Source organism: Mycolicibacterium aubagnense, assembly GCF_010730955.1.
GTDB lineage: Bacteria > Actinomycetota > Actinomycetes > Mycobacteriales > Mycobacteriaceae > Mycobacterium > Mycobacterium aubagnense.
Genome location: NZ_AP022578.1, coordinates 217,400 through 231,611, shown reverse-complemented (window position 1 = coordinate 231,611; position 14,212 = coordinate 217,400). Strand labels below are relative to the sequence as shown.

The 14,212-nt window shown below is 60.2% G+C and carries 14 protein-coding genes; 3 read left to right on the top strand and 11 right to left on the bottom strand.

Going from position 1 to position 14,212, the window contains the following annotated elements; translation table 11 throughout:
- Positions 1-6: 6 nt before the first annotated feature.
- The 5 genes from G6N59_RS30330 to G6N59_RS30310 are packed head-to-tail and all read right to left on the bottom strand — an operon-like array spanning position 7 to position 5,822.
- Entirely contained in the window at positions 7-972 is a 966-nt protein-coding gene (locus G6N59_RS30330; RefSeq protein WP_138233483.1) for an alpha/beta hydrolase, read from the bottom strand.
- Complete coding sequence (locus G6N59_RS30325; protein WP_138233482.1) at positions 969-2,486, bottom strand: flavin-containing monooxygenase; 1,518 nt, start codon at positions 2,484-2,486, stop codon at positions 969-971. The genes G6N59_RS30330 and G6N59_RS30325 overlap by 4 nt, the downstream gene beginning before the upstream one ends.
- A gap of 48 nt (positions 2,487-2,534) precedes the next feature.
- Positions 2,535-4,034 (bottom strand): flavin-containing monooxygenase, encoded by a 1,500-nt coding sequence (locus G6N59_RS30320; RefSeq protein WP_138233481.1) that lies wholly within the window; start codon positions 4,032-4,034, stop codon positions 2,535-2,537.
- The gene (locus G6N59_RS30315) at positions 4,031-4,954 is read right to left on the bottom strand and encodes a ferritin-like domain-containing protein (RefSeq protein WP_138233480.1); all 924 of its coding nucleotides are present in this window, start codon (positions 4,952-4,954) and stop codon (positions 4,031-4,033) included. Before G6N59_RS30315 ends, G6N59_RS30320 begins: the two co-directional genes overlap by 4 nt.
- Position 4,955: 1 nt before the next feature.
- Positions 4,956-5,822, bottom strand: a complete 867-nt coding sequence (locus G6N59_RS30310) for an SDR family NAD(P)-dependent oxidoreductase (protein WP_138233479.1) — start codon at positions 5,820-5,822, stop codon at positions 4,956-4,958.
- Between the two features lie 128 nt (positions 5,823-5,950).
- Between G6N59_RS30310 and G6N59_RS30305 the strand changes: the two genes are divergently transcribed.
- On the top strand, positions 5,951-6,583 hold the full coding sequence (locus G6N59_RS30305; protein ID WP_138233478.1) for a TetR/AcrR family transcriptional regulator: 633 nt from the start codon (positions 5,951-5,953) through the stop codon (positions 6,581-6,583).
- A gap of 166 nt (positions 6,584-6,749) precedes the next feature.
- Here the strand turns inward: G6N59_RS30305 and G6N59_RS30300 are convergent, their stop codons facing one another.
- On the bottom strand, positions 6,750-7,619 hold the full coding sequence (locus tag G6N59_RS30300; RefSeq protein ID WP_138233477.1) for a metal-dependent hydrolase: 870 nt from the start codon (positions 7,617-7,619) through the stop codon (positions 6,750-6,752).
- Positions 7,620-7,692: 73 nt separating this feature from the next.
- Between G6N59_RS30300 and G6N59_RS30295 the strand changes: the two genes are divergently transcribed.
- On the top strand, positions 7,693-8,379 hold the full coding sequence (locus G6N59_RS30295; RefSeq protein WP_138233476.1) for a TetR/AcrR family transcriptional regulator: 687 nt from the start codon (positions 7,693-7,695) through the stop codon (positions 8,377-8,379).
- Positions 8,380-8,544: 165 nt separating this feature from the next.
- On the opposite strand, the gene G6N59_RS31755 is transcribed toward G6N59_RS30295, so the two are convergent.
- The gene (locus tag G6N59_RS31755) at positions 8,545-8,922 is read right to left on the bottom strand and encodes a PaaI family thioesterase (protein WP_163912280.1); all 378 of its coding nucleotides are present in this window, start codon (positions 8,920-8,922) and stop codon (positions 8,545-8,547) included.
- Between G6N59_RS31755 and G6N59_RS31750 the strand changes: the two genes are divergently transcribed.
- Positions 8,890-9,048: a hypothetical protein gene (locus G6N59_RS31750; RefSeq protein ID WP_163912199.1), complete on the top strand. Its 159-nt coding sequence runs from the start codon at positions 8,890-8,892 to the stop codon at positions 9,046-9,048. The two genes, G6N59_RS31755 and G6N59_RS31750, sit on opposite strands and share 33 nt — an antisense overlap.
- Positions 9,049-9,511: 463 nt before the next feature.
- Here G6N59_RS31750 and G6N59_RS30280 read toward each other — a convergent pair whose 3' ends face one another.
- The 4 genes from G6N59_RS30280 to G6N59_RS30265 form a co-directional block, all read right to left on the bottom strand.
- Complete coding sequence (locus G6N59_RS30280; RefSeq protein ID WP_138233474.1) at positions 9,512-10,612, bottom strand: BtrH N-terminal domain-containing protein; 1,101 nt, start codon at positions 10,610-10,612, stop codon at positions 9,512-9,514.
- 277 nt (positions 10,613-10,889) lie between these two features.
- Positions 10,890-11,996, bottom strand: coding sequence for an NDMA-dependent alcohol dehydrogenase (locus G6N59_RS30275; protein WP_138233473.1), 1,107 nt, complete (start codon positions 11,994-11,996; stop codon positions 10,890-10,892).
- 46 nt (positions 11,997-12,042) lie between these two features.
- Positions 12,043-13,671, bottom strand: a complete 1,629-nt coding sequence (locus G6N59_RS30270) for a fatty acid--CoA ligase (RefSeq protein WP_179970398.1) — start codon at positions 13,669-13,671, stop codon at positions 12,043-12,045.
- Between the two features lie 36 nt (positions 13,672-13,707).
- Positions 13,708-14,118, bottom strand: a complete 411-nt coding sequence (locus G6N59_RS30265; RefSeq protein ID WP_138233472.1) for an SCP2 sterol-binding domain-containing protein — start codon at positions 14,116-14,118, stop codon at positions 13,708-13,710.
- Positions 14,119-14,212: the final 94 nt, after the last annotated feature.

Sequence of the window (14,212 nt, the reverse complement as noted above, 5' to 3'; positions counted from 1 at the left end):
ACGCTTTCACCGGTGGCCAGAAGCTTTCAGGAAGTTTCCAGCGCGGTGGATCGCCTCACGAGCCTCGGGCAGGATTCGGAACATGGCTTGGAACACGTGGATCTGTCCCCGGTACACCTGTATCTCAACGCTTGATCCGGCCGATCGGAGGCGGTCGGCAAGATGCCTCGAGTCATCGATCAACATTTCTCTTCCGCCTACCTGAATCAGGATCGGTGGCATGGACCTGAGGTCTGCGTCGAGCACGCTGAGTCGCTCATTGCGGTGATCTGCACCAGCCACGTACAGATCAAGAGCGCGGGCCGCGGACCGAGCAGAGGCGAAAGGATCACGTCGGCGAAGTTCGCGTGCCCTCGCGAGTTCACATGTCAGATCCAGGACCGGAGACATGAGAAGCATCGAATCCGGCAGCGGCAGTCCGTCACTACGTGCGCCAAGGGCGGTGGCCATCGTGAGCTGGCCGCCCGCCGAGTCCCCGGCCACCGCAACACCGCGGTCGCCGGAGCCCGATGGCCGCCCTGTGACGAGCCAGCGGTATGCGTTCAGTGCATCGTCGGCGGCAGCGGGAAAGGGATAGCGTGGGGCTAGCCGGTACCTCACTGCAAAGATGGGCCGACCGCTCGCGGAGGCAAGTTCACCGAGCAGACCGCGGTGGGTAGCCGGTGAGCACATGGAGTAGGCGCCGCCATGAATGTAGAGCAACGGAACGGCGTGTGGATCGACTGCAGGAGAAGTGATCCAATCCCCGCGTATCTGATTCCCGGCGAACTCGGTATCTATTGTGCGAACCGCCACGCTTCGGCGGGGCCGCGATCCCACGAGCGCCATCCGGAGTACGCGATCCATCACCGCGAGGCCGTGGGCGTTCGACGGGATGAGTTGCGACAGCGGACGCAGTGTGTTTCTCGAAGTCATTGCCACGAAATGACTTGCAAGACTGGGGTGCCGGTCCGTCGCATCAGTGTCGGTCACCGTGCACCCACGGATTTTGCGCGACGTTCAAATCGGTAATCGGAGAGCCGGAAGGTGCGGCTACGCCAGTAAGTCTCCAGGGTCGTTGACGGACGTAACGGAACATCGCCGTGTTTGTCGAAATAGTAACTGTTGGCATTGGAACAGCTCGGCTGCCAGAAAACCTGTCGATGTCGGCGGCTAACCATGTCAGCGAAGTAGCGGTCGTTCGCCTGCTGTCTGACCTCTACGTAATCAGCCTTCAGCGTGCGCGCACGACGAAGACAGCGGACGATATGCCGACTTTGCGCCTCGATGAGTGTGAAGTACGAGGAGCCGTTGTAACCATAGGGACCGAAGATATTGAAGTGATTCGGGAAACCTGGGACGCTCACACCCTCGAAGGCTTGGAGGCGGTGCTCATCCCACCAGGCAGACTGCTCCACTCCGCCGCGTCCCTTCAGCACATAAGTCGGCATATTGCCCGACTCCATCACTTTGAACCCGGTGGCCAAGACCATGACATCGATCGGATAATTCTTGCCATCTTCCGTGTGAACCGAGGCATGGTCGACATGGGTGATGCCGCTGGTCTCGAGCGAAACATTGCGACGGTTGTACGTTGCGAGATAGGAATTGTGGAAACTCGGTCGCTTACAACCCAACGAATAGCGAGGAATGAGGTGGTCTCGAGTCACCGGATCGTCGACCGCCCGACGCATATAGCGTTTCGCCGCCTCTTCCATGAGGTCCGACACAGGGATCAACGAGTGAAAATGAGCTGCGATTGGAAATGTGAACTCGACGAACGCCTGACTCGCAGTGCGCGTCATCAGTTGTGCCCCTGGCACCAACCGCATCACTGTCGCGGCCCAGCTCGGTATGCAGAAATCCGGCTTCGGCAAGCAGTAAATCGGCGTTCGCTGGAAGACCGTCAGACTTGATGCGATCTTCGCGACTTCGGGAATCAGCTGCACCGCAGATGCCCCAGTCCCGATCACCGCCACCCGCTTACCGGTGAGATCTTTCGTATGGTCCCATCTGGCCGTATGCAGCGTCACGCCGGCGAAGTCGCGCACTCCTGGAATATCAGGCCATTTCGGCCGACTGAGGACGCCAGAGCAATTTATCACGAAACGCGCGGTCAGATTCTGGCCAGAGGAGCAGCTCAGCCGCCATAGTGCGGCGCCTTCGTCGAAGCAGGCTTGGTCCACGGTCGTGTTGAACCGGATGTAATTTTGGAGTCCGTATTTCTCTACACACCGCTCTGCATAAGCCTTCAACTCATTCCCGTGAGCATAAGTTCGTGACCAGGATGTTCGCATCTCATAAGAGAACTGGTAACTATAGGACGGAATATCGACCGCTATTCCCGGATACGTATTCCAGTGCCATGTACCGCCGACGCCATCGGCGTCATCGACTATAAGAAAGTCCATAAATCCGGCCTTCAACAGGCTGATCGCTGTACCAATCCCAGAAAACCCGGCTCCGACTATGACAATTTCGTAGTGCTGCCCAGACTCAGAACCCATTACTTCCTCACGTGCGCTTCGATGTCCAACTATATCCGCTGCTTCAGTTCAGCGTGTTTGTGCCAACTTCAGGTCAGCATCGTCACGCCGAGTGATATCGTAATCCCGCATATCCAGACGGGACAGTTCCCTGGTGAACTGAGTCGCAAAGCCCGGATACATCGTGCCGTTATAGCCATCCTCGGTCAAATACCAGCTGCTGCAACCCGAGTTCCAGGTCGTGCGTCGTAACCGCCGCTGAATATTGGAGTGGTACGCGTTTTGGCTACCCTCTTTCACATCCAGGGTATGGACTCCGTTACCTTCGTCGCGCAAAAGCTCGATCGCTTTTACGATGTAATCGATTGCCGCCTCCATATAGAGAAGAGCGGAGTTGTGGCCAGGACCGGAATTAGGCCCGAAAGTAAAGAACAAATTCGGATACCCAGCCACACTCACGCTCTTGTAGGCAAATCTCCCCTCAGACCACTCATCTTCGAGTTTTCGCCCGTCGCGCCCCCGGATCGGAAATGGCGTACCGCGTTTACACACATCGAAGCCTGTCGCGAATACTATGCAGTCCACCTCATGCTCGATGCCGTCGGCGGTTCGAATTCCGTTCGGAGCCAGTGTGGCGATCGGCCAGCTGACGAGTTTGCAGTTATCAGCCTGGAGCGCGGGGTAATAGTCGCTAGTCATAAGCATGCGTTTGCACCCAGGTCTGAACTGCGGCGTTAGTTGACGTCTCAACCAGGTATCCTTCACCTGCCGACGCAGATTCGCCTTCGCGGCCGCTTGGATGACAGATGTGGCAGCGGTATCCCAAACCATGCCCACGGCCATGACCTCATGCGCCCAAAACCACGCACCTCGTAGGGCCTGTTCGGTTGCCGGCATGCGCTTGAAAGTCGAACGCGCCCAGGCCGGATGCCGGAAATTCACCCTCGGTAGCACCCAACCGGGCGTCCTCTGAAAGACCTTGACCGACGCCGCCGACTTGACTAATTCGGGGATGATCTGCACAGCGCTCGCGCCGGTCCCGACGACCGCCACCCTCTTACCGCACATGTCATAGGAGTGGTCCCACCGAGCACTGTGAATCTTCTTCCCCTCGTACGACTCGATGCCACGAATGTCGGGGAAACTAGCGTCAGCAAGTGGCCCGCTAGCCATCACGACTGAACGGCCCCTATACCGCCTGCCGCCGGTCGTGTCGACAACCCACTCTCCGGCATCCTCGTCGAATTCCAGTGCACTCACGTCCGCACCGAAATGAATGAACCTCCCAAGATCGTATTTCGCGACAACTGCGTCGATATAGGCGAGGATCTCTGCGCTCCCCGAGTATGCGCGAGTCCAGCCTGGGTTCGGCTCGAACGAGTAGGAGTACAGCAATGACGGAATATCGCAGGCGGCGCCGGGGTAAGTGTTGTCACGCCAGGTGCCCCCGATGCGACGTGATCGCTCCAGGATGACGAAGTCGTCAATGCCCGCTTGAAGCATTCTCATCGCCGTACCGATACCCGCGAAGCCGGCGCCGACGATCAAAGTCGTTACCGTGTCCGTCATTTAGCGACCGGTTCATAGGTCAGTTCATCCGTCCATGAAGGCGGTCGCCCGAGTACTTGCACGGGGAAGATGTCGATCGCATTGCCTAAGCGCTGGGAAACGAAGTGAAGGGGTTGGGACCGCTTGATCGAGGCGGACATATGGGCCTTCAAGATGTGATATCCAGGCACCCTCCGCGTGTGCTCACTGCGGTCCCCGACATTGCCATATCGCGTCACCGCGTTGTACAGCTTCTCTTCGGATAGCCCCATCGCGTTGAGATTCATCAACATGCGCGTGAGAAGCGGTATATACAGCAACGCGCCAGTGAGAATACGGGGGTCCATCACAGCGCCGACCGTTTGCATTGCATGGATTCGCATGGGACTGGCGCCGAGGTCATTCAGGACTTGAAAACCTACTGCAAGGTGCCGCGATTCGTCGCTGTTGACCTTATTGAATACTTCCCCGCAAATTGGGTCGTCGACCTCATCAAGGAGAAATTTCAGCAGGGCCCCGTCCAGCGCGGTCTCCAGTGCGGGAATCGCGGCGCCGATGACAGTCAGGGGAAGAGCCTCAGCGTACCGATCTAGCCACTCGATCACCAGACGGATGTTCTTATTTGGTACAGGCTTTTCGCCTTCCTCGATCATGCCCCAACGGCGCATCAGAGCAAGTTCGGCGTTGGCGTGACGCTGCTCCTCGGCGTGAAAGTAACGGTAAATGTCTCCGAGCGCCTCGAAGGGCGCCTTCGGGGCCATCGCAGCGAAGGCGCGCGCTCCGACATGCTCAATCCACACCACGTCGGACATGAACTGCTTGAGTTTGGGGCGCTGTTCGTCGGTGATCAACTCCGCACCAGGGGCGTCCCAATCGATATCGGCGAGAGCCCATTGCTTGTTCTTGATCGTCTCGAGCATGTCGCTATATGCGAACGCCATTTCACTGCTCCCTCTGTTCGGTTGGATCGTTCCATGAGGCCATGCGTTCCACCAGCCCCAACGCCCGCGTAAACTGACCGGGTAAAGCTCTTTTCAGTTGCCACAAAATTTTCGCGTCCAGTTGGGGCACGACATAGATTTGTCCGCGATCGTGCGCGTTCAAGGTCGTTCGAGCCACCTGATCCGGCGAAATGCCGGTCCACCTCATCAGGTTGGTCGCGAGTCTCGCCGCCGACTCCTCAATCTGAGGATTATTGGCGATGTTCGTCTTGACGAAGGTGGGGCAAAGCACTGTGACGTTGACGTCAGTACCGCTGAGTTCGGCCGCCAATGTCTCGGACAGAGCGAGCACGCCGGCCTTACTCACGTTGTATGCGCCCATTCGAGGCGCCGAGCCGAAACTTGCGGCGGACGCCACATTGATCACTCCGCCCCGGCCGTTGCTCCGGAGGCGAGGAACGAAAGTCTCGCACCCGTGGATAACACCCCAAAGGTTCACAGAAATCGCAGCGTTCCAGTCCTCAACCGACGTAGCGCCGATGCGATTGCCGCCGGCACCGATTCCGGCGTTGTTGATCACCAGACTCGCCGCCTTGCCGAACCAGTCTTCACTGGCATCAGCGAGGTTACGGACCTGCTCAAGTTCGGTGACGTCGCATACGACATCGAAACCCTCGCCGCCGGCCTGCCTCACCATCTCGGCCGACTCTTTCGCAGTGATGGGGTCTTTGTCGGCACACACAACACGTCCACCTCGGCGTGCAAGCTCAACGGCGAACGCGCGGCCGATACCGCTCCCTGCGCCTGTGACTACTGCGTGGGCGCGGTGGGTTCTACCTGGTGAATTACCGAACGGCAAGAACCTCATCTGCTTGCCCTTTGGATCGCGACACTGACTTCCAGTGCGGGAGGAAATTCGTTTGGGGGCATCAGCCACCATTGGGGTCGCATGCCACCAGTTTGGTCGTGAGCCCGACGCTTTGTCAAGATGGTGAGGTGAGGTCGAGGAACAAGGTCTGGGGTGGTCGGACCGGTGCTGAGCGTCGAGCAGAACGACGGCAGCAATTGATCGAGGCTGCGACCGAGATTTGGAGTGAGAGCGGTTGGGCCGCAGTGACTATGCGCGGCGTATGCGCCCGGACAGGGCTCAACGATCGATACTTCTACGAGGACTTCAAGACGCGCGATGAGCTTCTCGTCGCAGCGTGGGATGGCGTTCGCAATGACATGCTCGGCGAGGTTTCGGCGCTCTTCGACGAGCGTGTGGATCGGCCACCGATCGAAACCATCACCGCGGCGATCGCCATCGTGGTCGACCGGATCGCACGCGATCCTGGCCGGGCCCACATCCTCCTCGCTCAGCATGTAGGTAGCTCACCGCTGCAAGATCGCCGCGCTGTGGCGCTGCAGGAGGCAACGCGGTTGGTCGTCGAGGCAAGCCGGCCACATCTCAGAGAAGACGCCGACGAGACGGCCCTCCGTATGGACACTTTGGTTGCAGTGGGGGGGTTCGTCGAAGTCATCACGGCCTGGCACTCCGGTTTGCTTGCGGTGACCGAAAAGGAAGTGGTCGCGCACACGAGCCGACTGGCTGAAACCTTGGCTCAACGCTACGTCGTCAGCGGCTGAGGCTTAACCTTTCCGTGAGTTTCGAGGCCGACTGCATTTGTCTGTATGACTGTCGCCTTGACCCGCCACCGGGCGTACAATCCGTGACGACAGGCGCGCTGTCGTTTGTTTGGAGGAACGACGCAGAAACAGTGTTTTTCTGCGTCGCCCTCCGCACGCACTTTTGCTACCCCGGCTGAGCGATGACCTTCTGTGAGCCGTCTTGGTCGAACAGTTCCTTGCTCCATCGCTCCAGGACCGCGGCACTGTCCCAATCATCAGGGTGGAAGCCGGGGCGGCTGTACGAACGGAATCGCTGCAGCGCATCGGCGGTGAACATCGGGGTGCGACTGAAGCGATGTAGGCTACGCACCAACGTGACCGGGTTATACGAGGCCTTGTCTGAAGCCATCGACAGCGCAGTCTGCAGAATGAGTTCGCCGAACAGAATTGCAGAGGCGATCCGCATGCCCCGTACGCGGGTGTGCTCGGTGCCTCCAATCAGCCGATAGGCGTCGAAGGCGACGGCTTTGTGCTCCGACTCCTCGAACGCATGCCACAGCAGAATCGGTCGAACCTCTGTCTGTCCGATGAGCTTCTGGGCGTCATCGCTGGTGAGAATGATTTCAGCGAGCGTCGCGGTGTAGTGCTCCAATGCAGAGGTCATCGACAGCCGCATTTCTGGCGAAAAGCGCCGCTCCAATCGCTTGATCAGGCGTGCGACGTGGCGGTCGATCCGCGCGGTCGGATAACCCATGGCCTGGAGCCGTTCGTTGAGGAGCCGATGCTGATGCCGGTGTGTGGCCTCTTGTCCGATGAAACCCTTGACCGCTGTCAGCAATTGGGGATCGTCGATGGAACTCTGGAAATACTTGACCGAGCGGATGAAGAAGTCTTCCCCTTCCGGGAAGGTTGCAGAAAGCACCGAGATGAAATGGCTCATCACCAGGTCGCCATCCACGAAGTGTTGCCGCTTCGTGGAGGTGGGCATGGGGAAACGAACGCGCCGGGGTTTTGGCAATACACGGCTCTTGGTCGAGGCTCGATCTTCCGGCATCTTGACGGGGTCCTTCCTCCGTAGTGTGATCTGACTTTAGGCCTTGTCACATGAGACTGCCAGAATGTAGGGCATGAGTCCAGCACGTGTTTATGGCGGGCTGTCCGCAACTCAACGCGATGCGCAGCGCCGCGCACTGCTGATTGACGCCGCGGTCGCGCTCATGAGCAAGCAGGGAGCCGCCGCGTGCACCGTGACCGCTGTGTGTACGGAATCAGGAGTGACGAGCCGGTACTTCTACCAGCAGTTTCGCGACAGAAACGCGCTCCTGCGCGCGATGTTCACCAAGATCTCCACCACCTTCCAAGCCGTGATCACCAAGGCAATACCGGATGACACCGTTGCTCCTCAAGAACTCGCTTACGCTCCGATAAAGGCCCTGGTTCAGATGATCGAGAACGAGCCCAGCATGGCCCGCATATTGTTTGTCGAATCGGGCGCTGAACCCCTGCTTCGGCAGCTGCGAAGCGAACTGATGTCCGAATTTGCGGAGCTCGTCCTCAGAGAGGCCCGCCTGCATCTCGATATACCCAGCGAGGTGATTCAGGTCGCAGATCTCGCCGCTACCTACGGTGTCGGGGGCCTGTTCGAGATTCTCCGTCGCTGGATAGACGGACAACTAAACCTATCGACCGAAGTGCTTATCGAGCATTGTGCGGGTTTTCTCGGCAGTCTTGGCCTGTATACCCTCGGCCAGAAACCTGACCCGGCCGCTTCGCACATCCAGGTCGATATCAACTCCCCGGCGGGCCACAGCTGATGAGACCGGCGGTATTTTCGCCGACACGCTGCGGCGTCACGCTACCGAAGGCTGGTACACCACGATGTGGTCGAGTACGCGTTTGCTTAGCAAACCCGCCTGTCGGCCCCGGTTTAATCCGAGCAGCCTGCGCCGGTTGAAAAATGAGCAGATTTACGGGTTGCGTCATCCCTCCCAGGGAGGTCGCGCAGTGCAGCGTATTGACGACGCCTTCTGTATGGAGCTAGTGAAGTGATCCAGCGTGACGACGACGAATAACCCGGACGCAGACGCGACCAGCTGGCCGGTGGCTTCCTCGCGCAATTCTGTCCGCACTTCGAGTTTCCGGCCGGTTCTGGACATGAGCTGGGCGCTGACCTCGTAGGGAACCCCCAGCAATACCGGCGCGAAGAACTCGGTGTCGAGCTTACGGGTGACGGCCATCTCACCGACGACGTAGAGCAGCATGCCCACCGTGTCGTCAAGAACCGTCATGACTGCGCCGCCATGTGCGATCCCGGGTGCGCCGCGATGTCGGCCGTCGAAGATATGCCTGGCTACCACCCCGTCGCCACGCCGACGCGCTCGCAGGCGATGCCCGTGCGGATTGTCTGTGCCGCAACCAAGGCACCACGGATGGTGCGCATCGAGGTAGTCGCCGTCGGCGGCAACAGCACGATTCTGAAATGAATGCCACCACGCGATGGCCGAATCTTCTTCCGCTTGCTCGTCGATGACGAAATCCTCCTAGATAGGACCACGCAGTCGCATGGACCACCATGCGACTGAAGAATTGCGCCGACGTCGGCTGGGCTGATCGCCGGAAGACAGTATGTAAAGGACTCGTTAGCCCGCCGAGATCATCGCTGCGGTACACCTTCCAGTTCCGTCACTATCAGCCATTTGGTCCGGCCCCGCAATAGGCCCTCGACGCTGTCGCCGCATAGCTCAGCCCGATAATGCTCGGGGTCGTCGTCGGTGCTATAAGGGTCATACCAAATCCTGTCCCCCACAGCGGTGACGGTCAACCTCGCCTTCTGCACAAGGGTCACGAACGTCACCGACCGCGTTCTGGGCGAAGCGCTGAACATCGTCATGCTGCCAATCGAGAAACCAGTAGTCTTCAGGAAACTCGATTGGTTTGAAGTGCCACTCACAGATGGCCTTTCAGATGAGCTTCGATGCCGGTACCGACAGTGCCAACGGATCGACTGGCCGTTTCGAGGGCTTCGACGAGGCGCGTTTCGGCGTCCGGGATCGTCGCGGCGACTTTGGCCGCAGCTAGACTACGACTCCGTAGCGATGTGCCGGCATCCGTGGCTGCGGCCGCAAGCGTAGACCACGCTTGGGAAGCATGTCGGGCCGCGGCCGCCGCTTCGGCGGCCGCGGCGTCATGTAGGAGGTCGGCGATGTTTTGGCAACCTTGCGCCTGCAACGTACGAAAGAGCCCGCCGCCGGTGCCGGCTTTCTCGATGAATGCCCCGAGCCCGAACAAGGCCGCGGTCAGGGCATCGTCATCGAATAGCGTTGGCCAATGCCTTACGTCATCGGCGAAGTCCTGCACACCTTTCAAACCGGAAGATTCTACTTCAGCTGCCTCGATGCGCAGTAGCGGCGCACCTGCGGCACCGCCGCGCATGAACGCTGCGCTCGCGGCGAGTGCATCGGCCGCGATCGACCTGAGGTCGGGCATTCGTTCTGGCCAGTCGACGTGATAGGTGGTGTGCCGGGTAGGTGTGGGAAACCCGACCGAGGACCGCGCCCGGCGTAGGTCGTCGTAGGCCACCGTCTGGGTTGTGTCGCGGTCATTATCGACCACATAGGCGACCTGTTGTTCGTCATCGTATCCGGTGATGACGATGTCGTGACGGCTCATGTGCAATCGGACGCGCAGGTAGGGGAGTTCGCCGATGTCAGCCCAGACCATGACGGGTCGACCTTTGTCGATTTCGTCGGCCACAAATGCCCATCCCACGTCTGGGTCATCGGTCGATTGCACAATGAATGTTGCGCCAATACGGGTGAGGTAATCTTGTTCCAGGTCGCTTCCGCGTCCTACCAGGTACACCTGGGGGAACAACTGCGTAGAGCGGACGTACGAGAAGTCCAAGGCTCCGCCGAGGGTGAAGACCAATCCTTCACTGAGTGCTTCTGTCCCCCATCCGAGTTGGGCCCATTCAGTAAGGTCACGAAGCGCACCGGAACCACAGTGCCCTCCCCTCCTATGGGGATAGGGAATTTGAATCTTCGTCATCGCCGCTTCCTCTCTTGTCAGTAGCACTGTTGAGACTCGTCAAAAGCTACGTTTCATCACGGCTTCCCGGCTGACAGTAGGTGCCAACACCAACACGCGTGACCGCAGCCAACCTCAGCCGCGCATCTCGACCGCCTATGGCGATGGGGCACATTGACTTTCGATCGCTAGTCCTGCATCAACACTTCGACGGTAAGAGCCACAGACGCGCAGCACTCAACCGTTGTACTCAGCTCGCTTGCTCCCGGGGTCGCGCTCCCGCGCTTCGGCTGCCTTATCAGAATCGGATGAGTCCTCGGATGTTGCGGCCCGATCGCATATCCGCGTAGCCTTCGTTGATCTGATCGAGGGTGTACTCGCGGGTGATCAGCTCATCGAGCTTGAGGTGTCCGGCGTTATACAGTTCGACGAGCCGCGGGATGTCGTGGGCGGCGTTCGACGAGCCGTACAGAGCGCCGCGGATCTGCTTTTCATACAGCGTTAATTCCAGCAGTGAACCCGACATCGAGGTGTCTTCGGGGTGCCCGATCGCGGTAACGACCACACGGCCGCGTTTACCGACCAAGGACAGCGCTTCGCCGATGTAGGACCCTTCGGCGACATCGGTGGTCAAGACGCAGACATCGGCGAGTTTGCCGCGGGTGATGTCACTGATCAGTGACCAGGCCTCATCGACCGTGCCAACGGCATGCGTCGCACCGAAACCGCCGGCTTGTTCACGCTTGAACGCCACCGGATCGACAGCCACGATGTTCAACGCGCCCGCGATGCGGGCACCCTGAATCGCATTCATGCCGATGCCACCGGCTCCGATCACCACCACGGTATCCCCGGCACGCACCTCACCGGTGCGCACCGCCGACCCGTACCCGGTCGTCACACCACACCCGATCAACGCCGCCTTGTCCAGCGGTGTCCCCTGGTCGATTTTGACCAGAGACGCCTTGGGGACCACGGTGTATTCCGAGAACGTGCCCAGCAGGCACATCTGGCCGACGTCCTCACCCCGGGCATGGAAACGGTAAGTGCCGTCGATCTGGGGTCCCATCATGAGCGCCGCGCCTAGTTCGCACATGTTCCCCATCCCCCGCGCGCAATAGGAACAGTGCCCACACGACGGCAGGAACGTCAGGATCACCGAATCGCCCTCGGCGACGTTATCGACCCCCGCACCCACTTCGACCACGGTGCCGGCACCCTCGTGGCCACCGACGACGGGCAGCGGAATGGGCAGGTCGCCGGTCACGAGGTGCTCATCGGAATGGCACAACCCGGTCGCGGTCAGCTGGACGAGCACTTCATCGGGGCCGGGAGGATCCAACTCGATGTCCTCGACTTCCCACTTTTCTCCCAGGCCCCACAGCACGGCAGCACGTGTCTTCATATGTGTCTCCTTAACGTCAGTGTTTCGGTCGCAGTGGATTGATGATTCACGCCAGCGTCTCGACGGCGAGGTCACCGTCGGAGTGCTGGCGGCGCAGCTTTTTCTTGTCGAACTTGCCGGTAGAGGTCAGCGGAATGTCGGTGACGAATGCCCACCGTTCCGGTAGCCACCACTTGGCCACCCGCGCACGCAGAAATCCGGTTAACTCCGCGGCGGTGGCGGTGCGGTCGGCAGCCAGGACGACCACTGCCAGTGGTCGTTCCTGCCACTTGTCGTCGGGCACCCCGATCACCGTGGCGGTGCGTACCGCAGGATGAGCGGCCAATTCGTTCTCCAGTTCCACCGAGGAAATCCACTCCCCTCCAGACTTGATGACGTCCTTGGCACGGTCGGTGAGCGTGATGAACGCGTCCGCGCTGATCGTCCCGACGTCCCCGGTGCACAACCACCCGTCCGGCGACACCGCTGGACTGTCCTGCTCGTAATAGGACCCGGTGATCCAGGGGCCGCGAATCTGAATCTCCCCGACCGACTGTCCGTCCCAGGGCTGTTCCGCACCGGTGTCATCGACGATGCGGGCCTGCACACCGGCCACCACCCGGCCCTGGGTTCCGCGCAGGTGAAGCGACCTCTCCGGGGTATCAGAACTCCGCGGCAGAGCGACCGCAGCCAGCGGGGAAGTCTCGGTCATCCCCCAGGCCTGCACAATGCGGATGCCCAGTTCGTCATACGCGGTCATCAACGACCGCGGGACCGCCGAACCACCGCAGGCCACCATCTTCAGCGAACTCACGTCGCGGCCGGGATTGTCGCGCAGGTAGTGCAGAACATCGGTCCAGATCGTCGGCACGGCGCCCGCCATCGTGGGTCGTGCCGCCTCGATCATCTCCACCAAAGGCCCCGCCTGCAGGAAACGGTCAGGCAGCAGAAGCTGCGCGCCGGCCATCATCGCCGCATACGGCAACCCCCAGGCATTGGCGTGGAACATCGGAACGATCGCCAACACCGTGTCGTCATGACCGATGCCCAAGGCATTCGACGTGCACGCCGCCTGAGAATGCAACCACGTCGAACGATGACTGTAGACAACACCTTTCGGGTGCCCGGTGGTACCGCTCGTATAGCACATCGCTGCAGCCGACTGCTCGTCGACATCGGGCCAGTCGAACGTACTCGACTGGGCGGCCACCACATCGTCGTACCGAAGGACGTCCTTTCCGCAGCCCTGCACCGCGCCAAGATCGCCGGTGCCGGTCACCAACACGGTGTGCACCGAGTTCATCGACGGCAATGACGCCGCCAACAGGCCCAGCACCGTACCGTCAACGATGATCACCCGATCCTCGGCATGATTGGCGATCCACGTCAGCTGTTCCGGCGGCAGCCGCAGGTTCAACGTATGCAGCACCGCGCCCATCGACGGCACCGCCGCGTAACAGTCCAGATGCTCCTGGTTGCTCCACTGCAACGTCGCTACACGCTCATCTCCACGAATGCCGATCTCGCGCAAGGCATTCGCCAGCCGTGCCGCACGCTGGGCCACCTCGCGATAGGACACTCCAGAGATCTGCCCGGGTCCGCGCGCGGTCAGCACCTCGCGATCGCCATGGACCCCTGAAGCATGGGCCACGATCCCGGCCACCGTCAACGGAACATCCTGCATCGTGCTCTTCATCGCACACCCGCCCTGCAACCCGCGGTGAAGCGCCGATCACGCATCGATGAGGTCCTGCCGATTCTGGCTCTGCAGCATCAACCGGTACTCCGGGAACAGGTTCTTGGCCTGCGGGATCAACTTAACCAACTTCGGGACCGGGCCCTTCGCGCGCACCGTTCCCTTGGCCATCGCCATCGTCAGGTTTACCTTGCCCAGCCAGAACTTGTTCCCGGTGTCCGCCGACATGAACAACTCCACGTTGGGCACAGCGGTACTGGCCGCTCCGGTCTCCACCACTTTGTTCGGCATATCCACCGTCACAACCGCGGTCGGATCGGTGTAATGCACCCGCAACACCACACCCGAGTTCGCGAGCTTGTCCGCCAGTCCCTCCTTCTCCAAACCCCGCAGAAAGATCCCACCCAAAAAGGCATAGACCTCGTCCTCGTCCCTAAACACCGCCACCGTCAACCTCCCCAACCTCATTGTCAGAACAGAACAGAACAGAACAGGCATCGACTTCATACGATGTCTTGTCCACGAAATCCGCATAGTTGCT

Excerpts from the sequence above, each read along its gene's own strand:
- G6N59_RS30310 (WP_138233479.1), bottom strand. The coding sequence starts at position 5,822 with ATGAGGTTCTTGCCGTTCGGTAATTCACCAGGTAGAACCCACCGCGCC.
- G6N59_RS30315 (WP_138233480.1), bottom strand. The coding sequence starts at position 4,954 with ATGGCGTTCGCATATAGCGACATGCTCGAGACGATCAAGAACAAGCAA.
- G6N59_RS30275 (WP_138233473.1), bottom strand. The coding sequence starts at position 11,996 with ATGAAGACACGTGCTGCCGTGCTGTGGGGCCTGGGAGAAAAGTGGGAA.
- G6N59_RS30300 (WP_138233477.1), bottom strand. The coding sequence starts at position 7,619 with ATGCCGGAAGATCGAGCCTCGACCAAGAGCCGTGTATTGCCAAAACCC.
- G6N59_RS30320 (WP_138233481.1), bottom strand. The coding sequence starts at position 4,034 with ATGACGGACACGGTAACGACTTTGATCGTCGGCGCCGGCTTCGCGGGT.
- G6N59_RS30325 (WP_138233482.1), bottom strand. The coding sequence starts at position 2,486 with ATGGGTTCTGAGTCTGGGCAGCACTACGAAATTGTCATAGTCGGAGCC.
- G6N59_RS30280 (WP_138233474.1), bottom strand. The coding sequence starts at position 10,612 with ATGACGAAGATTCAAATTCCCTATCCCCATAGGAGGGGAGGGCACTGT.
- G6N59_RS30295 (WP_138233476.1), top strand. The coding sequence starts at position 7,693 with ATGAGTCCAGCACGTGTTTATGGCGGGCTGTCCGCAACTCAACGCGAT.
- G6N59_RS31750 (WP_163912199.1), top strand. The coding sequence starts at position 8,890 with ATGTCGGCCGTCGAAGATATGCCTGGCTACCACCCCGTCGCCACGCCG.
- G6N59_RS30270 (WP_179970398.1), bottom strand. The coding sequence starts at position 13,671 with ATGAAGAGCACGATGCAGGATGTTCCGTTGACGGTGGCCGGGATCGTG.